The organism is Streptomyces sp. NPDC012827 (assembly GCF_042900905.1).
In the GTDB taxonomy this organism is placed as follows: domain Bacteria; phylum Actinomycetota; class Actinomycetes; order Streptomycetales; family Streptomycetaceae; genus Streptomyces; species Streptomyces gulbargensis.
Genome location: NZ_JBIBBY010000002.1, coordinates 181477 through 203258 on the forward strand (window position 1 = coordinate 181477; position 21782 = coordinate 203258).

Consider the following 21782-nt stretch of genomic DNA (forward strand, 5'->3'; position numbering starts at 1 on the left):
GGGGTGGACGACGGCCCCGGGGCGCAGGGTCCCGGGGCCGTCGTTCGTCCACAGGCACCGGTGACCGCCCGACAGGTACGGTCTCCCGGCTTCCGTGTGTGTCAGCCGGCGTTCTCCTCGGCCAGGATCCGGCCGAGGGCCGCCTCCAGGTTGTCCTCGAAGTCACCGAGGGTGCATTCCTGCCCCAGCGGCACCAGCTTGTCCGTCCGGTCCAGGAAGGCGACGAGCGGCGGCGCGCTGGCTCGGAACAGCGCGCGGTCACTGCCGACCTGGAGGCGGATGGAGACGTCGGAGAGTCCTTCGGGTTCGGTGGGGGCGATGTGCACGTCCCCGTCCCCGCTGGGCCGGTTGATCCCGTCGAGCAGCAGTTCCCTGCCGAACGCCCAGGTCACCGGCGCGTCCCCGGGGAGGTGGAAGGTCATGCGCACCGCGTACGGATCCCGGGTCTCATATCGCAGTTCGACCGGGATCTTGAAGGAGAGCTCCTCGGAGACGAGGAAGCTCATCAGGACCTCGGCCTGAACCGTCTCTCGCATCATGTACCCCGCAGTCGGTGGAGCAGTGTGTGAACACAGCTGCTGAAGCTGTGACCGAAACGGCCAGGAATGATCCCTCGTGGCCCTCTTGACGCAATCGTGCTGTACGCGCTACCGGATCACAAGGAGTGATTTTTCAGATACTGATAGAGAAAGCGAGCGAGCTGAACAGCTTTCCGACCTCGGTACGTAGCCGCTCGATGGCTGGGAGTAGTCGTTCTTCCTGGTGGAGCGGTACGGAGACAGCCAGTGCGGCCGCCGTGGAGCCCACGGTGACAGGGAAGGCGGCACATACCGTGCCGAGCGCATATTCCTGCCGCTCCACCACGGGTTCCATCCGCCCGAAACCGGCCAAACGCTCCAAAAGGGCTTGACGGTTACAGAGCGTATACGGCGTCATCGCAGCCACCGGATGGCGATCGAGGTGGTCTTGACGAGATTTCAGATCGAGTTGGCTCAGCAGACACTGCCCGATCGCGTGGGCGTGCGCGGTCTCGCGGAAATCGGCCCACTCCTCCACGGCGGGGGAGGAGGGCGTGTCGGCGACGGAGACGAGTTCGATCTCGCCGTCGCGGTAGAGCGCGAAGTAGACCGGCGCGCCGATCTCGTCCCGCCAGCGGGCGAGGGAGTCCTCGATCTTGATGCGACGATTCTGCACAGCTCCGCCGCGGGCCAGCCGCCCGGCGGCCTCTCCCAGGACGAACAGGCCCTTCTCGCGGAGCAGATAGCCCTCGTGCGTCAGGGTGCGGAGCAGGTGGTACGTGGTGGGCAGCGGGAGTCCCGTCTCGCGGGCCAGCTGCTTGGCGGGTGCGCCGTCCGCGTGGGAGGCGACGGCCTCCAGGAGTCTCAGCGCCCGCTGCACCGAACCGATCAGGGTAGGCGCAGCCGTCTGCGTAACCGTGGCCAAAGGTCACCCCCAGGCGTGACAACGGGTGCGGTGCACCCGCTCGCGGGGGCCGCCCCCGCGCGACCGCCGTGCCTGGGAACCCCTGCGGGCCCGAACGCGGGCCCGTGGGGGACGAGCCGGAAACCGCTGGTCAGTACGGGGGCCTACGCCTGGGGTTCCCAACACGGCGGAGGACTGCCACCTTAATGGCAGGTCCAGGGCGGTCACCCTGTTTCGACCGGCGCGTTCCCTCGCGCGGGCTAACGACCTGCGCCTTCTTCATACTGGTCAGTAGCCCGCACTACCAGTCCTCGCGCGAGCGGGACGGCGATATGAACTTCCGTACGACGTAGATCAGTCCGGCGACGAGGGCCACGAACAGCAGCACCTTGAACAGCAGGCCGATCACGAAGGCCAGCACCGTGGTGAGGAGCCCACCGAAAACGAGCAGGGCCAGGGCGGGTATCGCCACCCACTTCACCCACCAGGGCATGCCCGCGAGAATCTCCCGTACCGCCATCGTCCCTCTCCCTCGCTCTCGAACGAACCGTCAGGCACATTCCCGCACCGGACGTCTCAAGGCTAGGCGCGCGAAGCACGGCACGGGGGCCCCGCTCCCCCCGCTCTCCCCTGATCCGCCCCCTAGGGGGTGCCCGTTGGAACGGGGCCGGATCAGCTCTCCGGGGGAGAGAAGACCACCAGGACCCGCAGGTCCTCGCTGATGTGGTGGAACTTGTGCGGCACCCCGGCCGGCACGTACACCACGCTGCCCCGGGCCACCTGCGTCGTCTCCGTCCCGACGGTGATCGCCGCCCGGCCGCTCACCACGAAGTACACCTCGTCCTGGCCGTGCGGCTGCTGCGGGTCCAGCGCCCCGGCGTCCAGCGCGTAGAGGCCCACCGACATGTTCCGCTCGCGCAGGAACTGGAGATAGGCGCCCTCGTTCGCGGCACGCTCCGCCTCCAGTTCGTCCAGCCGGAATGCCTTCATCGCCCGTCCGCCCCTGCCCTCGGCCTGATCATGTCTGCCACGATCAGACACATGATGAATTTCGTAGTCAAGACGCTCGCGAACGCGGGCGCCCTGGGAGTCGCCATCTGGCTGCTCCAGGACATCACCCTGACCGGTGAGAGCACCGGCAAGAAGGCCCTCACGCTCATCCTCGTGGCCCTGGTTTTCGGCCTGGTGAACTTCTTGGTGAAGCCGGTCGTGAAGCTGCTGACGCTTCCGCTGTTCATCCTCACGCTGGGCCTGATCACCCTGGTGATCAACGCCCTGATGCTGCTGCTGACCTCCTGGCTCGCGGACAAGCTCGACCTCAGCTTCCACGTCGAGGGCTTCTGGACCGCCGTCCTCGGCGGCCTGATCATCTCCGTCGTCTCCTGGGCGCTCAACGTCGTCCTGCCCGACCGCGACTGAGCGCCGGCCATGACCTACCGCGTCTGCTTCGTCTGCACCGGCAACATCTGCCGCTCGCCCATGGCCGAGCACGTCTTCCGCCGCCAGGTGGCGGAGGCCGGCCTCGGCGGGCTGGTGGAGGTGGACAGCGCCGGCACGGAAGGGTGGCACGAGGGCGACCCGGCCGACCCCCGTACCGTCTCCGCCCTCACCAGGAGCGGCTACACCTCCGCGCACACCGCCCGCCGCTTCCGGGCCTCCTGGTTCTCCGTCCTCGACCTGGTGATCGCGCTGGACGAAGGACACCTCCGCGCGCTCCGGCGTCTGGCCCGCACGCCCGAGGAGGCGGCGAGGATACGGCTGCTGCGCTCGTACGACCCGGTCGCCGCCGTCACCGCGGACCTCGACGTACCCGACCCGTACTACGGCGACCGCGAGGGATTCGAGCGATGCCTGGAGATGGTGGAGTCCGCGGGCCGGGGGCTCCTCGCGGCCGTCGACGCCGAGCTGAAGGAGCTCACGCCATGACCGGACAGGGACACAGCCCGGGACAGGAGGCTCCGGGGACCGCGCCGGCTCCGGTACGTCCCTGGGGCGACGGCACCCGGGCCGTGCGCGCCGGGCTCCCCGAGCCCGTGAAGTACGAGCCGACTCTGCCGGGCCCCGTCTTCGCCGCCCATTTCCATCTGCCGGGCGAACCGACCGGCCCGTACACCTACGGCCGCGACGAGAACCCCACCTGGACCCACCTCGAGCGGGCGATCGGCGAGCTGGAGGCCCCGGGGGAGCCGGACGTGGAGACGCTGGTCTTCGCCTCCGGCATGGCCGCGATCTCGGCCGTCCTGTTCTCCCAGCTCACCGGCGGGGACGCCGTGGTGCTGCCGTCCGACGGCTATCAGGCGCTGCCGCTGGTCCATGAGCAGCTGCGCGCGTTCGGCATCGAGGTCCGGACCGCGCCGACCGGCGGGGACGCCCAACTGGGCCTGCTCGACGGTGCGCGGCTGCTGTGGATCGAGAGCCCGTCCAACCCGGGCCTCGACGTCTGCGACATCCGCCGCCTGGTGGCCGCGGCCCATGCCGCCGGAGCTCTCGTCGCCGTCGACAACACGCTCGCGACCCCGCTCGGCCAGCGCCCCCTCGAACTCGGCGCGGACTTCTCCGTCGCCAGCGACACCAAGGGCATGACGGGCCACGGCGACATCCTCCTGGGCCATGTCAGCTGCCGCGATCCCCGGCGGGCCGCCGAGGTCCGGCGCTGGCGCAAGATCGTCGGTGCGATCCCGGGCCCCATGGAGGCCTGGCTCGCCCACCGCTCGCTCGCCACGCTCCAGCTGCGGATCGACCGGCAGTGCGCCACGGCCCTGGCGCTCGCGCAGGCCCTTGCCGCGCGGGCCGACGTGACGGGCCTGCGCTACCCGGGGCTGCCCGGCGACCCGTCGCACGCGGTGGCTTCCCGGCAGATGCGGCGCTACGGGCCGGTCGTCTCCTTCGCGCTCGCGGACCGTGAGCGCGCCGAACGCTTCCTGGAGGAGCTGCGCCTGGTGGACGACGCGACCAGCTTCGGCGGGGTCCGCTCGACGGCGGAGCGGCGCGGGCGCTGGGGCGGGGACGCGGTCCCGGAGGGCTTCATCCGCTTCTCCGTGGGCGCCGAGGACCCCGAGGACCTGATCGCCGATGTGCTCCGGGCCCTCGACGCCACGGGACCCGTGGGCTGACCGGAGGCCCGTCGAACCGGCGGGCCGCCGCGCGCGTGCGGAACGACGGCGTCCCGAGCCTCCCCCCTCGTGGCTCGGAACGCCGCCGGTTCCACGCGCGGAGACCGCCTGAACAAGGCTAGTTGACTGAGCGTCAGTGTCCAATCACGGTAACGACAGCTGCCTATCGACTTATTTATAGTTGGACGGTCCTGAGGCGCCGTCAGCCGGCCGCCTGAGTCGAACGGCCGCACGGCCGGGAGGGGGCGGGCATGGATCTGGCCCTGCTGCGCACCTTCGTCACGGTGCACCGGGCCGGTTCCTTCACGCGTGCCGCCGCTCTCCTCGGGCTCTCCCAGCCCGCTGTCACCAGTCAGATCCGCACCCTGGAACGCCAGCTGGGACGCCCCCTCTTCCTCCGGCAGGCCCGTGGGGTCACCCCTACCACCCTCGGGGACGAGCTGGCCCACCGCGCCGCCCCGCACCTGGACGCCCTGGTCGAGATCGCCGAGACCGGGCTGAGCGAGGAGGGCGGCCTGCGCACCCTGCACGTCGCGGGCCCGCCGGAGTTCACCGCACTGCGGGTGCTGCCCGCACTGACCCCGCTGATCGCCCAGGGACTCGCCGTCCGCGCCTCCTTCCTGGAGGACACCGAGGACATCCTCGACGGCCTCGCCGCCGGTCACCACGACCTGGCCGTCGCCACCGCCCGCCCGCGCGGGGGACTGCTCACCGCCACCCCGCTCTGCGACGAGGAACACGTCCTGGTCGCCGCCCCGCGCTGGGCGGCCCGGCTCTCCCCCGACGGGCTCCGCAGGGGCGCCGTGGTCCTGGAGCAGCTCCCGGTGGTGGAGGTCCACGAGTCGCTTCCGTTCGTCTCCCGCTACTGGGCCGCCGTCTTCGAGTCCAAGCCGGCCGCGGCGGCGACCGTGATCGCCCCCGACCTGCGGGCCGTACGGGATTCGGCCGCCGCGGGCGCGGGCCTCGCGGTGCTGCCGCGCTACCTGTGCGAGGAGGCGGTGGCGGCCGGGCGGCTCGTGGCACTCCTCGAACCGCCGGTCCCTCCCCTGCGCACGTACTTCCTGGTCGCCAGGACCGGCACGCTCGCCCTCGCGCATCTGGCGCGGGCGCACGAGGAACTGCTGCGGGTCGCCGGATCCTGGTGACTCCCGGGGTGCCCGGCGCGTTTCAGGAGACCCGGAACGGGCCATTTTCTTCCCATGACCGAACGGCCCGTGGTCAAGCGCACCGCACGCGCCATCCTGCTCGACGGGGACCATCTGATCCTCATCAAGCGCACGAAGCCGGGGATGGATCCGTACTGGCTCACCCCCGGCGGCGGCGTGGAGCCCTCCGACAGCACCGTCGTCGCGGCCCTGCACCGCGAGGTGTACGAGGAACTCGGCGCCAAGATCACCGATGTGGTCCCCTGCTTCGTCGACACCGTCGAGCACATCGAGGACGGCGGGGTCTCAGGAGTGAAGGTCCAGCACTTCTTCGTCTGCCGGCTGGAGTCCATGGATCCGGCCCTCCGGCACGGGCCGGAGGTCGAGGAACCGGTCGGCGAGTACGAGATCGTCCGCGTCCCCTTCAGCCGGGTCGGGATCGCCGCCGTGCACCTCGTCCCGCTCTCCCTGCGCCACTACCTGGACGGCAACATCGAGGGAGTCCGGGCCATGCACGCCCCTGACCTGGGCTGATCCGCTACGCGGGAGCCGGCTCCGCGGGGAAGTCGTGGCGGATCCGCTCCTCGGCCACCCCCGCTGCGCGCAGCACGTCGACGCCCCGCCGCACCATTCCCAGCGGTCCGGAGAGATAGGCGTCCCGTTCCTGCCAGGGACCGGCGCTCCGCACGGCCTCGGGAAGCCGGCCCCGCTCCCCGGTGACGGGGTGGACCGAGAGCCAGGGGAAGGCCTTCTGGAGTCGCTCCAGCGCGTCCATCTCGTAGAGGTCGTGGCCGTGGCGGGCCCCGTAGAAGACGTCGACCGGGCGACGGTTCCCGTGCTCGGCGACGTCCTCGACGAGAGCCTTGATCGGGGCGATGCCCGTTCCGCCACCGAGGCAGAGCAGCGCGCTGTCGGTGGCGTGGTCGACCGTCATCGCACCGGTCGGCGGACCGAGCCTCAGGACGTCGCCGGGCCGCGCCCGGTGCACCAGCACCTGGGAGACCCAGCCGGCCGGAACGGCCTTCACGTGGAGGGAGAGCAACCCGTCCCGGCGGGGCGCGGAGGCGAAGGAGTACGGGCGCCAGATCCGCGGCCACCACGGCGTCTCCAGTGTCGTGTACTGGCCCGCGAGGAAGGGATACGGCTGGTCGGGACGGAGGGTGAGCACGGCGACGTCCGGGGTCCGCAGGTCGTGGGAGACCACCTCCGCCTGCCACCAGGCCGGTGCCTTTCTCTCGTCCTCCGCCGCCGCGTCGATCATGATCCGGGAGATCGTCGCGTACGCGCGGGTCCAGGCCGCCTCGGTCTCCGCGTTCCAGCTCACGGTGGCGTACCGGGCGAGCGCCCCGGTCAGCGCCTCGCCGACGGCCGGGTACTGGTCGGCTTGGGTGCCGTACTTGCGGTGTCCCTTGCCGAGGTCCGTCAGGTACGCGGTGAGGGCCGGCACGTCGTCCAGGTGCCCGGCCGCCGTCAGGAGCGCCGAAAGGAGTCGGTCCCGCTGGGTGTCCATGGCCGGGGGGAACATGTCGCGCAGCTCGGGGCGGCGCAGGAACAGCAGCGCGTAGAAGTACGAGGTCACTCGGTCGGCGATCGGTTCGATCTCCGCCAAGGTGCGGCGGACGAGCACCGCGTCGCGGGACGGCGTGGGGGTGCCGGGGGTCTCCACCGGGCGGGCGGAGCCCACGGCGCGGGGAGCGCCCACCGTCCCGGGAGGGACCGCTGTCGGGCCGCCCTCCACCCGGGGAGCCGTCGCTATTCGGGCCTCCACCTCCGTCGGGGTGGCCGGAGCATTCATCATGTGCCTCGCCTCGCGCAGCCGGATTCCTTGATCGCAGCTTGCGGGGTGCGGCCCCTCGTACGGACGGAAAGCGCTGTTCCCGGCGCATGGGGCCGGGTTTCCGGCTAGGCTCCGCCGTTTCGGATCAGCGCGTAGGCCTCCCGCAGGTCGCCGCCCGTGTAGGTGTGTCGGGACAGTCCGGCCAGGTGGTGGTCGGCGTTCACGGCCACGGTGTGCGGGACGGCGGCGAAGAGAGCGGCGTCGGACATGGAGTCCCCGTAGGCCACGCAGTCCTCGAACCCGACTCCGTACCGGGCGCACAGTTCCTGTGCGATCCGGACCTTGGCGGCGGCGTCGAGAATGCCGGGGCGGTGGATGGGCGCGGTGAAGGGCACGGCGGGCCAGGCCGAGCCGTGCGTCGTGTCGGCGCCCCAGTCGAGCAGGCGCTCGACGAAGAAATCCGGGGAGAGGGAGATGACGGCGGACCGCTCACCCCGTTCGCGGATGTCTGACCAGACCTCGCGGATGCCGTCCAGCCAGGGCGCTCCCTCGAAGGCCGCGGTGACCTTCTCGGGGGTGAGTTCGGCCCACAGCGCATGGGCCCGGACGGCGAACTCGTCAGGCGTGAGGCCTCCCAGGAATCCCTTCTCCAAGGCCGCGATCTCCTCGGAGAGGTTCAGCTGCCGAGAGATCTCCACGGCGGCCGCGGAACCTCGGATCAGGGTGCCGTCCAGGTCGAACAGGTGCAGTTTCACGTGAAACATCGTCCGGACGGCAGACGGAGGAAGCAAGGGACCTGTTCCGCGCCTCCGGCACGGCCCGACGCGAATCGCGTAAAGGGGTGGACGGAAGATCAAGGCGTCGGACAGCCTGGACGCCATGCCGACTTCCGCCGCGCCGCTCGCCCAGCTCCCCATCCGCCGCCTCACCCCGGCGGACCTGCTCGCCTGCGCCGACCTGGCCGAGCACCGGGGCTGGCCGCGCGAGGAGCACAAGTGGGGCCTGCTGCTGACCGCCGGCACGGGATACGGGATCGACGACCCCGCCGGCACGGGGCTCCTCGCCTGCTCCGTCCTCACCTCGTACGGCTGCGGCCTGGCCGCCATCGGCATGGTGCTCGTCTCCGAGCCGTACGCCCGTCAGGGTGTGGGCCGCCGCTTGATGCGGCACCTCCTGGCAGAAGCGGGAGAGACCCCGCTCACCCTCCACGCCACCCCGAACGGTCAGCCGCTCTACGAGCAGCTCGGGTTCACCGAGACGAGCCGGGCGGACATGGTGTGCGGCCGCTTCACCTTCACCTCACCCGCCCCCGCGGTCGCGGTGCGCCCGGCGATCGCGGAGGACCTCCAGGCGATCCTGCGCCTGGACCACGAGATCTTCGGCCTCGACCGGACCGCGATCATCACCCGGCTTCCGGCCTTCGCCGATCATCTACGGGTCGCGGAGGAGGGCGGCGAGGTCACCGGTTTCGCGACGGCCTGGCCCAACGCGGACACCCATGTGATCGGCCCCCTGATCGCCCGGGACACCGCCACCGCCCAGGCACTGATCGCCTCCCTGGCCGCCGCGACCGACCGCCCGCTGCGTACCGACATCGACGTGCGGCACACCGCCCTGCTGCGCTGGGTGAAGGAGAACGGTCTCGACTCCATCGCCTCCAACGCGGTGATGGTCCGCTCCCTGCCGGACCTTCCGGGCGACTGGCGCCGCCGCTTCGCACCCCTGACGGTCGCGGCCGGATGAGCCGCAGCGCTCTCCCGTGACCTCACACACCCACTTACTTGCACACGCGCACTATTGCGCCGCATCGTCTACTCTGGGAGCTGAGCCCCTCCACTGCCGAGGAGAGACCGAGGAGAGACCATGACCGCGACGGATCCCGCCCTCACCGCGCTCTCCCAGCGCTGGTGCGCCCTCTCGCTGCTGCACGGCAAGATCGAGTCCCACATCGAGCGGGCTCTGGAAGCCGGGCACGGGCTGAGTGTGCGGGAGTTCTCGCTCCTCGACGTCCTGAGCCGGCAGCACAACGGCCCCGGCGGACATCTGCAGATGAAGCAGGTGGCCGACGCCGTCGTCCTCAGCCAGAGCGCCACCACCCGGCTCGTCACCCGGCTCGAGGACCGCGGCCTGCTGACCCGCTACCTCTGCGCCACCGACCGGCGCGGCATCTACACCGATGTCACCGAGGCGGGACTCAAGCTTCTGGAGGAGGCCCGTCCCACCAACGACAGGGCGCTGCGCGAGGCCCTCGACGAAGCGGCCGGAAACCCCGAGCTGGCCCCCTTGGTCCAGGTCGTGGAGGGTGTGGGCGTTCCCGCCTGACGGGAGGCGGTCCGGAGTACGCTGCGGCCATGAGCGATCTTGAGATACGTCCCGCCACCGTGGAGGACCTGCCGGCCATCGTCGCGATGCTCGCCGACGACCCGCTGGGCGCGACCCGCGAGTCTCCCGACGACCTCTCGCCGTACCTCGCGGCCTTCGAACGTCTGGCGGGCGACCCCCACCAGCATCTCGTCGTGGCCGTACGCGAGGCCAAGGTCGTCGGCACCCTCCAGCTGACCATCATTCCCGGGCTCTCCCGACGCGGTGCGACCCGCTCGATCATCGAGGGCGTCCGCGTGCACGCCGATGAGCGCGGCAGTGGGCTCGGTACCCAGTTCATCGAGTGGGCCGTGGAGGAGTCCCGGCGCCAGGGCTGTGTCCTGGTCCAGCTCACCTCCGACGTCACCCGCACCGATGCCCACCGCTTCTACGAGCGGCTCGGCTTCGAGGCCTCGCACGTGGGATTCAAGAAGAGCCTCTGAACAGAAGGGCAACGGCGACCGCTCCGGGTCGCTCTGCGCCGTGAAACAGCGCGCCCGCGTCCGGTCGGCGCGCTGTTTCACGTGAAACGCGGGTTCAGAGCCCGCGCCAGCCCTCCGGGTCCACCCCGCCGGGAACCGCGTCCCCGGGCTCGTAGGGCTCCCGCGTGAAGACGAAGGAGCCCAGGTCCAGATGGTTCACGCGGCCGTCGGGTCGCCGTACCACCCGGAGTGTCTCCCCCGCGTAGTAACCGTTCAGACCGATCCAACCGCCCTCGGGCAGGGCACGGAAGCGCGCCCTCCGTCCCGGCCCGCGCAGCGGTTCGAGTACGACGCCGCCGTCGGCGACGACCCGCAGACCGTACGCGTACGTACCCCAGTACCAGGGCCCGGTGAGCTCCAGCAGGTCCTGGTCCACCGCCGCCGCCGGCAGGGGGCGCCAGGGCTCCGGGAAACGGGGCTCGGCCTCCGCCACGATCCGTACGAGATCGGCCGCCACGGCGGAAGGCAGCGGTCCGGAGGTGGCATTCGCCAGGGCGATCCCGGCGAGCCCGTCCTCGACGCTCATCCACAGGCAGGCCACGAAGCCCGGCAGTGAGCCCGTGTGGCCGATCAGGGTCCGGCCGTCCCGGCGCAGCAGCTGCAGACCGAGTCCGTACCCGCCGTCGGGGTCGTCCTCCGCCGCCGGAGCCGCCGGCACGCGCATCTCCGCCACGGTCGCCGGGGCGAGGACCCGCTCGTCCCCCGCCATGAGGAAGGCGGCGAACCGGCCGAGATCGGCGGCCGTCGACCAGAGCTGCCCGGCCGGGGCCATCACCCCCAGGTGCTCGGACGGCTCGGGCAGCATCACGTCCGCCCACGGGTGCACCGCCCATCCACCGGCGTGGGGAGCCACCGGATCGACCGTCGTCCGCGTCATGCCGAGCGGCTCCAGGATCTCGCGGCGCAGCGCCTCCTCCCAGGCCATGCCCCGGACGGCCTCGACCAGCGAACCGAGCAGGGTGTACCCCGGGTTGGAGTAGTGGTGCCGCCGCCCCGGGCCCTGGAGCAGGGGCCGCTCCCCCAGGACGTCCGCGAGCGACGGACGCAGCTCCGCCGGCGAGCGCTCCCACCAGGGGCCGGGCGTCTCGGCGGCCAGACCGGCGGTGTGCGAGAGAAGCTGGGCGAGGGTCACCTCCCCGACGCCCGTGCCCGCGAGGTGCTTCTCCAGCGGATCGTCCAGGCCGACGAGGCCCTCGTCCCGCAGCCGCATCACCAGGACCGCGGTGAAGACCTTGGTGATCGAGCCGATCCTGAACTGCGTGTCCGCGTCCGGGGCGTGCCCGTCCACACAGCTGCGGGCACCGCTCCACACGAGCGTTCCGTCCCGCACCACCGCGCCGACGAAGGACGGTGACCGCCCTTCGGCCTGGGCGACCGCCACACGGTGCAGCAGGGCACGCTCGGTGCCGGGCAGGAGGGGTTCGAAAGGTGTCGTCATGGATCCATCCAACGCGACACCGGACGCCGAGCGGTGCATGGCGGACGTTTCCGTCCCTGCCCGCTCCGCACCGGGGCGTTCTTAGACTGGCCGGGTGGAGGACATCGACGCGATCGCGGCACTGCAGGACCCGGTGCGCCGCCGCCTGTACGAGTACGTGGTGGCCCAGGGCCGGGAGGTCGGCCGTATCGAGGCTGCCGAGGCGGCCGGGGTCGCGCGGAACCTCGCCGCACATCATCTGGACAAGCTGGTCGAGAGCGGGCTGCTGGAGAGCGGCAGCCGGCGGTTGACCGGGCGTTCGGGGCCGGGGGCGGGCCGCCCCGCCAAGGTGTACACGCGGGCACGGGCCGAACGGACGGTGTCCCTGCCCGCCCGGGACTACCGCACCGCCGCCGAGCTGCTGGCCGAGGCCGCCGAGGAGGCCGGCATCGACAGCGCGCTCGGCGCGGCGGCGCGGCGGCGCGGCGAGGCTCTGCGGGGTCCGTCCGCGCCGGAAGGTCTCCACGAGGCCATACAGCTGCTGGCCGGGCGCGGGTACGAGCCGTACCTGGAGGACACCGGGGGAGCGGACGGGCCGGCCGGTCAGGTCGTCCGGATGCGCAACTGCCCCTTCCACGCCGTGGCGGAAAGCTTCCCGCCCCTGGTCTGCGGCATGAACCTCGCCCTGCTCGACGGACTGTGCGGTGCGGAGGGACCCGTCCGGGCCCGTCTGGATCCCCGGCCCGGTGAGTGCTGCGTGGTGCTTCAGCTTTCTAAAAATAACAGCCATTGACATAGAAATCCGGAGCGTGCTGGGATGAGGCCATGACCGCCTCCCCGCACGCCGCTCACCTTGCCCAGCTCAACGTCGCGACCGTCCTGCACCCTCTCGACGACCCCCGCATGGCACCGTTCGTCGAACTGCTCGACCCGGTCAACGCAGCCGCCGACGCCGCACCCGGATTCGTCTGGCGGCTGGTCGAGGACGGCGCGGCCGACGCCACCGGCCTACGCCCGGCCGGCGAGGACGTCATCGTCAACCTGACGGTGTGGGAGTCGCAGGAGGCGCTGTGGGACTTCACGTACCGCAGCGGCCACCTGGACCTCGTACGGCGCCGGCGCGAATGGTTCCACCGTCACGTCCAGGCCCACCTCGTGCTCTGGTGGGTGCCCGCCGGGCACCGCCCGACGGTCGAGGAAGCCCTCGAACGACTCGCGCACCTGCGCGCCCACGGGCCCTCGCCCCGCGCCTTCACCTTCGCCTCCGCCCGAACCGCCGCCGAAGCCGTCGAAGCCGCCGAGAACACCGGGATGTCCGAGGCCGGCGGGACGTCCGGGGTCGCCGTGTAGCGGGCCCCGCCCCGTACCCCCGGTTCCGCCCACGGTGAAGACCGGTCCGTTCCGGCGTCCCGGTCCCTACAGTCCGATCACATGACGACAACGGTCACCACACGCACGGTCTCCTACCCGGCCGACGGACTGACGATGGTCGGACACCTCGCGCTCCCCGCCGGCACCGGTCGCCGGCCCGCGATCATGCTCGGGCCCGAGGGGCCCGGTCTCAACGACGTCCAGCGCCGCCGCGCCGAGGCGCTCGCCGAACTCGGCTACGTGACGCTGGCCTTCGACATCAACGGCGGACGCTGGCTCGCCAACATCCAGGAGATGCTGGACCGCGCCCTCCCGCTGCTGGCGGACCCCGACCGGATGCGGGAGATCGGCCACGCGGCGCTCGACGTCCTGCGCGCCGAACCCCGCACCGACCCCGGCCGCGTCGCCGCCATCGGCTACGGCACCGGTGGCGCCATCGCCCTCGAACTCGGCCGCGCCGGCGTCGACCTCCGGGCGATCGGCACGATCAACGCCCTGACCACGGGCCGCCCGGGCGAGGCGGCCCGCATCCGCTGCCCGGTCTGGGCCGGCGTCGGCTCCGAGGACCCGATCATGCCCGCCGCCCAACGCGACGCCTTCGCCGCCGAGATGCAGGCCGCCGGCGTCGACTGGCGCCTCACGGTCTACGGCGGCGCCGAACACGCCTTCCACCACCCCCCGGTCGACCACGCCGTCCGCCCGGGCGTCGCCCACCACCCCCTGCACGCGGAACGCTCCTGGCGCGACATCCTCGCCCTGCTCACGGAGTGCGTACCCGTCACGCAGTGAGCCGGTCCCCCACCGGCCGGTGGGTTCACAGGGAGTCGAGGAACTCCCTGACGACCGATGCGAACTCCGCCGGGACGGTCTCGTGGACGGTGTGCCCCGCGGGCAGTTCCACGAGGCGGGTACGGGGACGCCGGGCCGCCATGTCCTTCGCGTGCGCGGCGGTGAGGACCGTACTGCGGGTGCCCCGGACCAGCAGGGCCGGACAGTCGCCGGCGAGCCAGTCGCTCCAGTGGTCCCCGTTGAGGTTCCGCTGCGACGCGGTCATGTCCTTCGGGTCGAAGGCCAGCCCCCATCCGTCGGGGTGTTCACGGACGGCGTCCCCGAGGTAATCCGCCGCCGGGCCGAGCGCCGCCAGCAGATCGGCCCGCGTCGGGGCGCGGCGCGGCCAGGAAAGGCTGAAGGACAGGTCGTCGTCGACCACGGCGCCGATGTCCTCGACGATCAGCGCGTCCACGAGGGCGGGAGACCTGGCCGCGAGCTGGTAGGCGTTGACACCTCCGAGGGAGTGGCCGAGAACGACCGCGCCGCCGATGCCCAGGTGGTCGAGGACGGCGGCGGCGTCCTCGACGTACCCGGTGCGGGAGAAGTCGGCAGGACGGTCGGAGCGGCCGTGCCCTCGCTGGTCGGGGGCGATGACCCGCCAGGCGCCGCCCAGTTCGCGGGCCAGGCGCGTGAAGGTGCGTCCTTCGCCGAAGTGCCCGTGCAGGGCCAGCAGGGGGCGGCCCGGACCGCCGAAATCGAGGAAGGAGAGGCGGCGTCCGGCCACCGTCAGGGCCGAGCGTCTCGGTTCGGGAAGGAGGGACGAGATCATGATCGTCAGTATGCGGTCCAGGCATCCCCGGGGGCCGGCCGGCGTCGTACCCCGGGGCCGCCCGGCGGCCGAGCACGGGCTCTCCGGGTGACCTCGGATCGCGCAGCGATGATTTCCCCGGTTCGCGCCGGTCTGTACGCGTGAGACCGACTCACGGAAGGCCGGCACCATGCGGAAACTGATCTACGGCATGAACGTGTCCCTCGACGGGTACATCGCCGCGCCCGGCGACGACATCGACTGGAGCGTGCCGAGCGACGAGCTGTTCCAGTTCTGGTCCGACCAGCTGCGGGCCACCGAGCTGACGCTGTACGGGCGCAAGCTGTGGCGGACGATGAGCTCCTACTGGCCGACCGGCGACCGGCAGCCGGGCGCCACCCCGGCGGAGATCGAGTTCGCGCGCCGCTGGCGGGACATGTCGAAGGTGGTGTTCTCCTCGACGATCGACACGGTCGACTGGAACACCCGCCTGGTCACGGATGACGCGGTCGCCGAGATCACCCGGCTCAAGGCCGAGGACGGCGGCCCGATGGACATCGGCGGCGCGACGCTCGCCGGGGCGGCCATGCGGGCCGGGCTGATCGACGAGTACGTGCTGGCCACCGCGCCCGTCCTGGTGGGCGGCGGCACGCCGTTCTTCACCGCGCTGGACAACTGGGTGAACCTCGACCTGGTGGAGACGCGGACGCTGGCCGGCGGCGTGGTCCTGACCAGGTACGAGACGAGGCGCTGAGGCCGCTGCCGTGCGTTCCCGCGGGACGGCTGAACGGTCGGCCCTTCTCCGAAGAATTCCCAAAGAACCGAAACATATAGTCTGCGACAAAACTATCTGCTACGGTCTCCTTGCCCTCCCCCGGACCACCGAAAGGCCGACCGCCATGAGCGAGCTGACCACCACCGCCACCACCCGGAACGACGGCCCCGCCCCCCGCGCGCTCACCGCCCAGGAGCTCTCCCAGCTGTTGAGCCGGCAGCGGTTCGGCGTACTCGCGAGCGTCAGGAGCACCGGCCACCCGCATCTGTCGACCGTCCTCTACGACTGGAACGCCGAGGAGCGCGTACTGCGCGTCTCCTCCACCGCCGACCGCCTCAAGGTCCGCCAGTTGCGCCGCGACCCGCACGCCTCGCTGCACGTCAGCGGCCCCGACGTCTGGTCGTTCGCCGTGGCGGAGGGGGAGGCGGACATCGTGGACCCGGCCGACGACGCGGCCCCTGGCACGAAGCCGCTGCCTGATCGGCGCGTGACCATCGAGCTCCGGGTCTCACGCCTGTACGGGACCGCCCTGGACATCCCCGCCCAGGACTGAGCGCGTCTCACGAGGACGGCACACGTGCCACCGATGTCGTCGGGGCAGTCCGTGCCGCACGCTCCGGGATCCGTACGTCCGCCCGTCAGGTCTGCGCCATGTCCACGAAGCGGGAGTAGTGGCCCTGGAAGGCGACGGTGATCGTGGCCGTGGGGCCGTTTCGGTGCTTGCCGACGATGATGTCGGCCTCGCCGGCGCGCGGGGACTCCTTCTCGTACGCGTCCTCGCGGTGCAGCAGGATCACCATGTCGGCGTCCTGCTCGATGGAGCCGGACTCTCGCAGGTCCGAGACCATCGGCTTCTTGTCGGTGCGCTGCTCGGGGCCACGGTTCAGCTGGGAGAGGGCGATCACCGGGAGTTCGAGCTCCTTGGCGAGGAGCTTGAGGTTACGGGACATGTCGGAGACCTCCTGCTGGCGGCTCTCGGCGCGCTTGGAGCCGCCGGACTGCATCAGCTGGAGGTAGTCGATGATGACGAGCTTGAGGCCGTTGCGCTGCTTCAGGCGCCGGCACTTCGCCCGGATCTCCATCATCGACAGGTTGGGGGAGTCGTCGATGAAGAGGGGGGCCTGCGAGACGTCCGGCATCCGGCGGGCGAGCCGCGTCCAGTCCTCGTCCGTCATCGTGCCGGAGCGCATGTGGTGCAGCGCCACGCGGGCCTCCGCCGAGAGCAGACGCATCGCGATCTCGTTGCGGCCCATTTCGAGCGAGAAGATGACGCTCGGCAGGTTGTGCTTGATCGACGCGGCCCGGGCGAAGTCCAGCGCGAGGGTGGACTTACCCATGGCGGGACGCGCCGCGATGATGATCATCTGGCCGGGGTGGAGGCCGTTGGTGAGGGCGTCGAGGTCGCTGAAACCGGTCGGCACGCCGGTCATCTCACCGCTGCGCGAACCGATCGCCTCGATCTCGTCGAGCGCGCCTTCCATGATGTCGCCGAGCGGCAGGTAGTCCTCGGTGGTGCGCTGCTCGGTGACCGCGTAGATCTCGGCCTGGGCGGAGTTCACGATCTCGTCGACGTCGCCGTCGGCCGCGTACCCCATCTGCGTGATCTTGGTGCCGGCCTCGACGAGGCGGCGCAGGACGGCCCGCTCGTGGACGATCTCCGCGTAGTACGCGGCGTTGGCCGCGGTCGGCACGGACTGGACCAGGGTGTGGAGGTAGGAGGCGCCGCCGACGCGGTTGATCTCTCCGCGTTTGGTGAGCTCGGCGCCGACCGTGATGGGATCGGCGGGCTCGCCCTTGGCGTAGAGGTCGAGGATCGCCGCGAAGACCGTCTCGTGGGCGGGCTTGTAGAAGTCGTGGCCCTTGATGATCTCCACGACATCCGCGATGGCGTCCTTGGACAGGAGCATGCCGCCGAGCACGGACTGCTCGGCGTCGAGGTCCTGCGGCGGCACACGCTCGAAGGTGGAGAGTCCGCCGTCCCAGGGGCCGTCGCCGCCGCGCTCGAGCTGGTCGTCCCGGCCGCGACCGCGGCCCCGGCCCTCACCTCGGGTACGGGTGGGCAGCCGGTCGCTGGGTCCACTGTCGGCCCAGGGATCGTCCAAGGGCTCGGGAATGCTCACCAAGCCACCTCCTCCCGTCCGCTCCGCGGACCTCGCCGTGCCACTCTTTCACGCCACGGCTTCGATCAAAGAGTGGCTTTCGCGACCGCTACTGGCGCGTCGGGCGCCGGTCCACGGTAGGGCCGCGGAGGGCGTCAGCCAATCTGGTTATCCACAGGCCCTGTGGGTGAAGGCCCAGATGCTGTGGAGAACCTGCCCGATCCTGTGCACGGAGTGGGGGACAGCCGTGTGGACAAACTCATAGGGCTTGCGCCACAAACGGTCTGACCTGGCCTTTTTCCATCCACGGCCTGTGGGGGAGAAAAAGTTCTGCAACCGGAGCAGGAACAGAACAAACAGCCCACACCCGAAGTCGCGAGCCCGTCACAAGTAAGGGATGAGATGGCATTGCATCACTTACCTGTGGAAGATTAGATTGATGCCATGACCCAGGCCTCCGCGACTCCCCGATCCGTCCGCCGCCGCCATGACCGCGAAATCGTCTCTCTCGCCCTGCCGGCCTTCGGTGCTCTCGTCGCGGAGCCTCTCTTCCTCATGGTCGACAGCGCCGTCATCGGCCATCTCGGCACCCCGCAACTCGCGGGTCTCGCCATCGCCGCGGCTCTGCTGTCCACCGCCGTGAGCGTGTTCGTCTTCCTCGCCTACGCCACCACGGCCGCCGTCGCGCGCCGGGTCGGCGCGGACGATCTGCCGGCCGCCATCCGGCAGGGCATGGACGGCATCTGGTTGGCCATCTTCCTCGGTCTCGCGGTCGTCGCGGTGACCCTGCCCACGGCTCCCTGGCTGGTCGACCTCTTCGGAGCCTCCGGCACCGCCGCCCCCCACGCCGTCACCTATCTCCGGATCTCCAGCCTCGGCATCCCCGCGATGCTGATCGTCCTGGCCGCCACCGGCGTCCTGCGCGGGCTCCAGGACACCCGTACCCCGCTCTACGTGGCCATCGCCGGCTTCGCCGCCAACGCGGCGCTCAACGTCGGCCTCGTCTACGGGGCCGGACTCGGCATCGCCGGCTCCGCCTGGGGCACCGTCATCGCCCAGTGCGGCATGGCGGTCGCCTATCTCGTCGTGGTCGTCCGGGGTGCCCGGCGGCACGGCGCCTCCCTCCGGCCCGACGCGGCCGGTATCCGCGCCTCCGCCCAGGCCGGCGTCCCACTTCTGGTGCGTACGCTCTCGCTCCGCGCCGTCATGATGATCGCCACGGCCGTCGCGGCGCGGCTCGGGGACGCCGAGGTGGCCGCCCACCAGATCATTCTGGCGCTGTGGAGCCTGATGGCCTTCGCCCTCGACGCCATCGCCATCGCGGGGCAGGCCATCATCGGACGCTATCTCGGCGCCGACGACGCCGAAGGGGCTCGCCAGGTCTGCCGACGGATGGTGCAGTGGGGCGTGGTCTCCGGGGTGGCGCTCGGGGTCCTGCTGGTTCTGACCCGCCCCCTCTTCGTACCGCTGTTCACCGGTGATCCGACCGTCCAGGACACCCTGCTGCCGGCCCTCCTGGTCGTCGCGCTCTCCCAGCCGGTCGCCGGTGTGGTCTTCGTTCTCGACGGCGTCCTGATGGGAGCGGGCGACGGGCCGTATCTGGCCTGGGCGATGCTGGTGACGCTCGTGGTCTTCGCCCCCGTCGCCCTCGTCGTGCCGGTCCTCGGCGGTGGGCTGACCGCGGTCTGGTGGGCAATGGCGCTGATGATGACCGTCCGCATGCTCACGCTGAGCTTCCGTATGCGCTCCGGCCGCTGGATCGTCACCGGCGCCACCCGCTAGGGGGTGTCTCGCCGATCCTGCCGGGCTCCCCAGCCGCCGTTTCACGTGAACCTGAACGTTTCACGTGAAACGGCGGAAGGGCCGCACCCCGAGGGGTGCAGCCCTTCCGTACTGCTCGTGTCACTGCTGAGGGCAGCGTTACGCGGCGACGACCTCGACGCCGAGCTTCGCGGCAACCTCGGGGTGCAGACGCACGGACACCTGGTGCGAGCCCAGGGTCTTGATCGGCGAACCGAGCTCGACGCGACGCTTGTCGACGTCGGGGCCACCCGCGGACTTGATCGCCGAGGCGATGTCGGCCGGGGTCACGGAACCGAAGAGACGGCCGGCGTCGCCGGAGCGAACAGCCAGACGCACCTTGGTGCCCTCGAGCTGGGCCTTGATCTCGTTGGCCTGCTCGATGGTCGCGATCTCGTGGATCTTGCGGGCGCGGCGGATCTGCGCCACGTCCTTCTCGCCACCCTTGGTCCAGCGGATCGCGAAACCGCGCGGGACCAGGTAGTTGCGAGCGTAACCGTCCTTGACGTCGACGACATCGCCGGCGGCACCGAGGCCAGAGACCTCGTGGGTGAGGATGATCTTCATTTTTCGGTCACCCTTCCCTTATCGCGCGGTGGACGTGTAGGGCAGCAGCGCCATCTCACGGCTGTTCTTGACGGCCGTGGCGACGTCACGCTGGTGCTGCGTGCAGTTGCCGGTCACGCGGCGGGCACGGATCTTGCCGCGGTCGGAAATGAACTTCCGCAGCATGTTCGTGTCCTTGTAGTCCACGTACGCGGTCTTGTCCTTGCAGAACGCGCAGACCTTCTTCTTAGGCTTGCGCACAGGCGGCTTCGCCATGGTGTTTCTCCTGTGTGATCAAGAAGTGGGGGTACGAGCTGCTTCCAGGGCGGGCCCTAGAAGGGAGGCTCGTCCGAGTAGCCACCGCCGGAGTTGCCACCCCAGCTGCCTCCGCCGGCCTGCGGGCCGCCGGAGGACGGGCCGCCGGTCGCCCACGGGTCGTCGGCGGGAGCACCGCCGCCGCCCGGCTGACCGCCGCCGGAGTTGCCACCCCAGCTGCCGCCACCCTGCTGGCCGCCGCCACCACCGCCGTAGCCGCCCTGACCACCGCGGCCGGCGGTCTTGGTGACCTTGGCCGTGGCGTTCTTGAGGCTGGGGCCGACTTCCTCGACGTCCAGCTCGAAGACCGTGCGCTTGACGCCCTCACGGTCCTCGTAGGACCGCTGCTTCAGCCGGCCCTGCACGACGACGCGCATGCCTCGCTGGAGCGACTCGGCGACGTTCTCCGCCGCCTGACGCCAGACCGAGCAGGTCAGGAAGAGGCTTTCGCCGTCCTTCCACTCGTTCGTCTGGCGGTCGAAGGTGCGGGGAGTGGACGCGACGCGGAACTTCGCGACCGCCGCACCGGACGGGGTGAAGCGCAGCTCGGGGTCGTCGACGAGATTGCCGACGACCGTGATGACGGTCTCGCCTGCCATGGGTGAACCTCTCGGCGGGATTGCTTCTGGCTGCTTGTTGCTACTCGGACCCGATGACCTCTGAGCGGAAAGCTCAGTGGGTCTCGGGACGGAGGACCTTGGTCCGGAGGACCGACTCGTTCAGGTTCATCTGGCGGTCGAGCTCCTTGACGACCGCAGGCTCGGCCTGCAGGTCGATGACCGAGTAGATGCCCTCGGGCTTCTTCTTGATCTCGTAGGCGAGACGACGACGGCCCCAGGTGTCGACCTTCTCGACCTTTCCGTTGCCCTCACGGACGACGGAGAGGAAGTTCTCGATCAGCGGGGAGACAGCGCGCTCCTCGAGATCGGGGTCGAGGATGACCATCACCTCGTAGTGACGCATGTGGAACCCACCTCCTTTGGACTCAGCGGCCACGGTCGTTCCGTGGCAGGAGGGTCGTGATGCGTGAACAACGGTATCCGCGACCACTGACAGACCCCCCGTCGAACGGGGGTCCCGCCGAGTGACCAGGACGAGCCTGGGCAGACACCGGTGCAGACCGTACAGAGTACCCGCCCGCACGCCTGCGGTTGAAATCCTGTGGGGAAGGGACGCAATCTGTACACATCGGACGTAGGCGGCGCTAGGATGCGCCGCCTTCCGGACGGCACGCCAGGAGGTGCCCCATGGCACAGGCAATGCGACGCGACCCCGGACACTCCCTCTTCGCCACCGACGGCAAGCCCCACCCCCTCCAGGACACCCTGGTCGGCGTGACGCTGGTCCTCGGCGTCCTCTCCTTCGTCACCGCGCAGTTCCACGACCTCCATCTGCTCAGCTCCTGGTCGGGCCTGATCGGAATCATCACCGGGGCCTACGGACAGTTCATCTCCGTCACGACACGCGAGCGCTTCGCCCTGATCGTCGGGCTCGGCGCGGCGGCGGTCGGCTTCTTCCTCGGCATGGCCCACGGCGGCCTCTTCGGCGGCGTCGTCGGCTGAGGCGGCACACCCCGCCGG

The 21782-nt window shown here is 70.8% G+C and carries 28 protein-coding genes; 15 read left to right on the top strand and 13 right to left on the bottom strand.

What is annotated here, in order from left to right; translation table 11 throughout:
- Positions 1-101: 101 nt before the first annotated feature.
- The 4 genes from ACFY60_RS04205 to ACFY60_RS04220 form a co-directional block, all read right to left on the bottom strand.
- Positions 102-536: an SsgA family sporulation/cell division regulator gene (locus ACFY60_RS04205; RefSeq protein ID WP_345280591.1), complete on the bottom strand. Its 435-nt coding sequence runs from the start codon at positions 534-536 to the stop codon at positions 102-104.
- A 136-nt stretch (positions 537-672) separates the two neighbouring features.
- On the bottom strand, positions 673-1398 hold the full coding sequence (locus ACFY60_RS04210; protein WP_388609939.1) for an IclR family transcriptional regulator: 726 nt from the start codon (positions 1396-1398) through the stop codon (positions 673-675).
- A gap of 325 nt (positions 1399-1723) precedes the next feature.
- On the bottom strand, positions 1724-1942 hold the full coding sequence (locus ACFY60_RS04215; RefSeq protein ID WP_388609936.1) for a DUF5326 family protein: 219 nt from the start codon (positions 1940-1942) through the stop codon (positions 1724-1726).
- A gap of 152 nt (positions 1943-2094) precedes the next feature.
- On the bottom strand, positions 2095-2412 hold the full coding sequence (locus tag ACFY60_RS04220) for a cupin domain-containing protein (protein ID WP_309055142.1): 318 nt from the start codon (positions 2410-2412) through the stop codon (positions 2095-2097).
- Between the two features lie 51 nt (positions 2413-2463).
- Between ACFY60_RS04220 and ACFY60_RS04225 the strand changes: the two genes are divergently transcribed.
- From ACFY60_RS04225 to ACFY60_RS04245, 5 genes are all read left to right on the top strand, one after another.
- A complete protein-coding gene (locus ACFY60_RS04225) occupies positions 2464-2841 on the top strand; it encodes a phage holin family protein (RefSeq protein WP_309055141.1) in 378 nt (125 codons plus the stop codon).
- Between the two features lie 9 nt (positions 2842-2850).
- Positions 2851-3348, top strand: coding sequence for a low molecular weight protein-tyrosine-phosphatase (locus ACFY60_RS04230; RefSeq protein WP_388609932.1), 498 nt, complete (start codon positions 2851-2853; stop codon positions 3346-3348).
- Positions 3345-4535, top strand: a complete 1191-nt coding sequence (locus tag ACFY60_RS04235) for a cystathionine gamma-lyase (protein ID WP_388609930.1) — start codon at positions 3345-3347, stop codon at positions 4533-4535. Before ACFY60_RS04230 ends, ACFY60_RS04235 begins: the two co-directional genes overlap by 4 nt.
- A gap of 251 nt (positions 4536-4786) precedes the next feature.
- Positions 4787-5680, top strand: coding sequence for a LysR family transcriptional regulator (locus ACFY60_RS04240; RefSeq protein ID WP_388609928.1), 894 nt, complete (start codon positions 4787-4789; stop codon positions 5678-5680).
- Between the two features lie 54 nt (positions 5681-5734).
- A complete protein-coding gene (locus ACFY60_RS04245; protein ID WP_388609926.1) occupies positions 5735-6214 on the top strand; it encodes an NUDIX domain-containing protein in 480 nt (159 codons plus the stop codon).
- Between the two features lie 4 nt (positions 6215-6218).
- Here the strand turns inward: ACFY60_RS04245 and ACFY60_RS04250 are convergent, their stop codons facing one another.
- Together ACFY60_RS04250 and ACFY60_RS04255 are read right to left on the bottom strand one after the other, a co-directional pair.
- Positions 6219-7478 carry a globin domain-containing protein gene (locus tag ACFY60_RS04250; RefSeq protein WP_388609924.1) on the bottom strand — a complete coding sequence of 420 codons (1260 nt, stop codon included), beginning with the start codon at positions 7476-7478 and terminating at the stop codon, positions 6219-6221.
- Positions 7479-7582: 104 nt separating this feature from the next.
- On the bottom strand, positions 7583-8221 hold the full coding sequence (locus ACFY60_RS04255) for an HAD family hydrolase (protein WP_388609922.1): 639 nt from the start codon (positions 8219-8221) through the stop codon (positions 7583-7585).
- A 115-nt stretch (positions 8222-8336) separates the two neighbouring features.
- Between ACFY60_RS04255 and ACFY60_RS04260 the strand changes: the two genes are divergently transcribed.
- From ACFY60_RS04260 to ACFY60_RS04270, 3 genes are all read left to right on the top strand, one after another.
- Positions 8337-9200 (top strand): GNAT family N-acetyltransferase, encoded by an 864-nt coding sequence (locus ACFY60_RS04260; RefSeq protein WP_388609920.1) that lies wholly within the window; start codon positions 8337-8339, stop codon positions 9198-9200.
- A gap of 120 nt (positions 9201-9320) precedes the next feature.
- Positions 9321-9779, top strand: coding sequence for a MarR family transcriptional regulator (locus ACFY60_RS04265; protein ID WP_309053274.1), 459 nt, complete (start codon positions 9321-9323; stop codon positions 9777-9779).
- 29 nt (positions 9780-9808) lie between these two features.
- Positions 9809-10261 (top strand): GNAT family N-acetyltransferase, encoded by a 453-nt coding sequence (locus ACFY60_RS04270; RefSeq protein ID WP_345280447.1) that lies wholly within the window; start codon positions 9809-9811, stop codon positions 10259-10261.
- 94 nt (positions 10262-10355) lie between these two features.
- On the opposite strand, the gene ACFY60_RS04275 is transcribed toward ACFY60_RS04270, so the two are convergent.
- Complete coding sequence (locus tag ACFY60_RS04275) at positions 10356-11738, bottom strand: serine hydrolase domain-containing protein (protein WP_388609917.1); 1383 nt, start codon at positions 11736-11738, stop codon at positions 10356-10358.
- 94 nt (positions 11739-11832) lie between these two features.
- On the opposite strand from ACFY60_RS04275, the gene ACFY60_RS04280 reads away from it, so the two are divergent.
- From ACFY60_RS04280 to ACFY60_RS04290, 3 genes are all read left to right on the top strand, one after another.
- Complete coding sequence (locus ACFY60_RS04280) at positions 11833-12510, top strand: helix-turn-helix transcriptional regulator (protein ID WP_388609915.1); 678 nt, start codon at positions 11833-11835, stop codon at positions 12508-12510.
- A 32-nt stretch (positions 12511-12542) separates the two neighbouring features.
- Complete coding sequence (locus ACFY60_RS04285) at positions 12543-13067, top strand: DUF3291 domain-containing protein (protein WP_388609913.1); 525 nt, start codon at positions 12543-12545, stop codon at positions 13065-13067.
- 81 nt (positions 13068-13148) lie between these two features.
- Positions 13149-13877: a dienelactone hydrolase family protein gene (locus ACFY60_RS04290; RefSeq protein WP_388609911.1), complete on the top strand. Its 729-nt coding sequence runs from the start codon at positions 13149-13151 to the stop codon at positions 13875-13877.
- 25 nt (positions 13878-13902) lie between these two features.
- On the opposite strand, the gene ACFY60_RS04295 is transcribed toward ACFY60_RS04290, so the two are convergent.
- A complete protein-coding gene (locus tag ACFY60_RS04295; protein WP_388609909.1) occupies positions 13903-14688 on the bottom strand; it encodes an alpha/beta fold hydrolase in 786 nt (261 codons plus the stop codon).
- A gap of 169 nt (positions 14689-14857) precedes the next feature.
- Here ACFY60_RS04295 and ACFY60_RS04300 point away from each other — a divergent pair, with 169 nt between their 5' ends.
- Both ACFY60_RS04300 and ACFY60_RS04305 read left to right on the top strand, forming a co-directional pair.
- The gene (locus ACFY60_RS04300) at positions 14858-15421 is read left to right on the top strand and encodes a dihydrofolate reductase family protein (protein ID WP_388609907.1); all 564 of its coding nucleotides are present in this window, start codon (positions 14858-14860) and stop codon (positions 15419-15421) included.
- Between the two features lie 145 nt (positions 15422-15566).
- A complete protein-coding gene (locus ACFY60_RS04305; RefSeq protein WP_388609905.1) occupies positions 15567-15995 on the top strand; it encodes a pyridoxamine 5'-phosphate oxidase family protein in 429 nt (142 codons plus the stop codon).
- Positions 15996-16080: 85 nt separating this feature from the next.
- On the opposite strand, the gene dnaB is transcribed toward ACFY60_RS04305, so the two are convergent.
- Positions 16081-17562 carry a replicative DNA helicase gene (gene dnaB / locus ACFY60_RS04310; RefSeq protein ID WP_309053084.1) on the bottom strand — a complete coding sequence of 494 codons (1482 nt, stop codon included), beginning with the start codon at positions 17560-17562 and terminating at the stop codon, positions 16081-16083.
- 423 nt (positions 17563-17985) lie between these two features.
- Here dnaB and ACFY60_RS04315 point away from each other — a divergent pair, with 423 nt between their 5' ends.
- The gene (locus ACFY60_RS04315; RefSeq protein ID WP_388609903.1) at positions 17986-19323 is read left to right on the top strand and encodes an MATE family efflux transporter; all 1338 of its coding nucleotides are present in this window, start codon (positions 17986-17988) and stop codon (positions 19321-19323) included.
- Between the two features lie 138 nt (positions 19324-19461).
- Here ACFY60_RS04315 and rplI read toward each other — a convergent pair whose 3' ends face one another.
- The 4 genes from rplI to rpsF form a co-directional block, all read right to left on the bottom strand.
- Complete coding sequence (rplI, locus tag ACFY60_RS04320) at positions 19462-19908, bottom strand: 50S ribosomal protein L9 (protein ID WP_017240417.1); 447 nt, start codon at positions 19906-19908, stop codon at positions 19462-19464.
- A gap of 18 nt (positions 19909-19926) precedes the next feature.
- A complete protein-coding gene (gene rpsR / locus ACFY60_RS04325; RefSeq protein ID WP_005315025.1) occupies positions 19927-20163 on the bottom strand; it encodes a 30S ribosomal protein S18 in 237 nt (78 codons plus the stop codon).
- 56 nt (positions 20164-20219) lie between these two features.
- Entirely contained in the window at positions 20220-20801 is a 582-nt protein-coding gene (locus ACFY60_RS04330; protein WP_309053086.1) for a single-stranded DNA-binding protein, read from the bottom strand.
- 73 nt (positions 20802-20874) lie between these two features.
- On the bottom strand, positions 20875-21165 hold the full coding sequence (rpsF, locus tag ACFY60_RS04335) for a 30S ribosomal protein S6 (protein WP_004950685.1): 291 nt from the start codon (positions 21163-21165) through the stop codon (positions 20875-20877).
- Between the two features lie 284 nt (positions 21166-21449).
- Between rpsF and ACFY60_RS04340 the strand changes: the two genes are divergently transcribed.
- Positions 21450-21764 carry a hypothetical protein gene (locus ACFY60_RS04340; RefSeq protein WP_388609900.1) on the top strand — a complete coding sequence of 105 codons (315 nt, stop codon included), beginning with the start codon at positions 21450-21452 and terminating at the stop codon, positions 21762-21764.
- Positions 21765-21782 lie beyond the last annotated feature (18 nt).

Bases quoted from the DNA above. Each gene is read 5' to 3' on its own strand.
- ACFY60_RS04205 (WP_345280591.1), bottom strand. From the start codon at position 536: ATGCGAGAGACGGTTCAGGCCGAGGTCCTGATGAGCTTCCTCGTCTCC.
- ACFY60_RS04215 (WP_388609936.1), bottom strand. From the start codon at position 1,942: ATGGCGGTACGGGAGATTCTCGCGGGCATGCCCTGGTGGGTGAAGTGG.
- ACFY60_RS04220 (WP_309055142.1), bottom strand. From the start codon at position 2,412: ATGAAGGCATTCCGGCTGGACGAACTGGAGGCGGAGCGTGCCGCGAAC.
- ACFY60_RS04225 (WP_309055141.1), top strand. From the start codon at position 2,464: ATGATGAATTTCGTAGTCAAGACGCTCGCGAACGCGGGCGCCCTGGGA.
- ACFY60_RS04230 (WP_388609932.1), top strand. From the start codon at position 2,851: ATGACCTACCGCGTCTGCTTCGTCTGCACCGGCAACATCTGCCGCTCG.
- ACFY60_RS04235 (WP_388609930.1), top strand. From the start codon at position 3,345: ATGACCGGACAGGGACACAGCCCGGGACAGGAGGCTCCGGGGACCGCG.
- ACFY60_RS04240 (WP_388609928.1), top strand. From the start codon at position 4,787: ATGGATCTGGCCCTGCTGCGCACCTTCGTCACGGTGCACCGGGCCGGT.
- ACFY60_RS04245 (WP_388609926.1), top strand. From the start codon at position 5,735: ATGACCGAACGGCCCGTGGTCAAGCGCACCGCACGCGCCATCCTGCTC.
- ACFY60_RS04250 (WP_388609924.1), bottom strand. From the start codon at position 7,478: ATGATGAATGCTCCGGCCACCCCGACGGAGGTGGAGGCCCGAATAGCG.
- ACFY60_RS04255 (WP_388609922.1), bottom strand. From the start codon at position 8,221: ATGTTTCACGTGAAACTGCACCTGTTCGACCTGGACGGCACCCTGATC.
- ACFY60_RS04260 (WP_388609920.1), top strand. From the start codon at position 8,337: ATGCCGACTTCCGCCGCGCCGCTCGCCCAGCTCCCCATCCGCCGCCTC.
- ACFY60_RS04265 (WP_309053274.1), top strand. From the start codon at position 9,321: ATGACCGCGACGGATCCCGCCCTCACCGCGCTCTCCCAGCGCTGGTGC.
- ACFY60_RS04270 (WP_345280447.1), top strand. From the start codon at position 9,809: ATGAGCGATCTTGAGATACGTCCCGCCACCGTGGAGGACCTGCCGGCC.
- ACFY60_RS04275 (WP_388609917.1), bottom strand. From the start codon at position 11,738: ATGACGACACCTTTCGAACCCCTCCTGCCCGGCACCGAGCGTGCCCTG.
- ACFY60_RS04285 (WP_388609913.1), top strand. From the start codon at position 12,543: ATGACCGCCTCCCCGCACGCCGCTCACCTTGCCCAGCTCAACGTCGCG.
- ACFY60_RS04290 (WP_388609911.1), top strand. From the start codon at position 13,149: ATGACGACAACGGTCACCACACGCACGGTCTCCTACCCGGCCGACGGA.
- ACFY60_RS04295 (WP_388609909.1), bottom strand. From the start codon at position 14,688: ATGATCTCGTCCCTCCTTCCCGAACCGAGACGCTCGGCCCTGACGGTG.
- ACFY60_RS04300 (WP_388609907.1), top strand. From the start codon at position 14,858: ATGCGGAAACTGATCTACGGCATGAACGTGTCCCTCGACGGGTACATC.
- ACFY60_RS04305 (WP_388609905.1), top strand. From the start codon at position 15,567: ATGAGCGAGCTGACCACCACCGCCACCACCCGGAACGACGGCCCCGCC.
- ACFY60_RS04315 (WP_388609903.1), top strand. From the start codon at position 17,986: ATGACCCAGGCCTCCGCGACTCCCCGATCCGTCCGCCGCCGCCATGAC.
- rplI (WP_017240417.1), bottom strand. From the start codon at position 19,908: ATGAAGATCATCCTCACCCACGAGGTCTCTGGCCTCGGTGCCGCCGGC.
- rpsR (WP_005315025.1), bottom strand. From the start codon at position 20,163: ATGGCGAAGCCGCCTGTGCGCAAGCCTAAGAAGAAGGTCTGCGCGTTC.
- ACFY60_RS04330 (WP_309053086.1), bottom strand. From the start codon at position 20,801: ATGGCAGGCGAGACCGTCATCACGGTCGTCGGCAATCTCGTCGACGAC.
- rpsF (WP_004950685.1), bottom strand. From the start codon at position 21,165: ATGCGTCACTACGAGGTGATGGTCATCCTCGACCCCGATCTCGAGGAG.
- ACFY60_RS04340 (WP_388609900.1), top strand. From the start codon at position 21,450: ATGGCACAGGCAATGCGACGCGACCCCGGACACTCCCTCTTCGCCACC.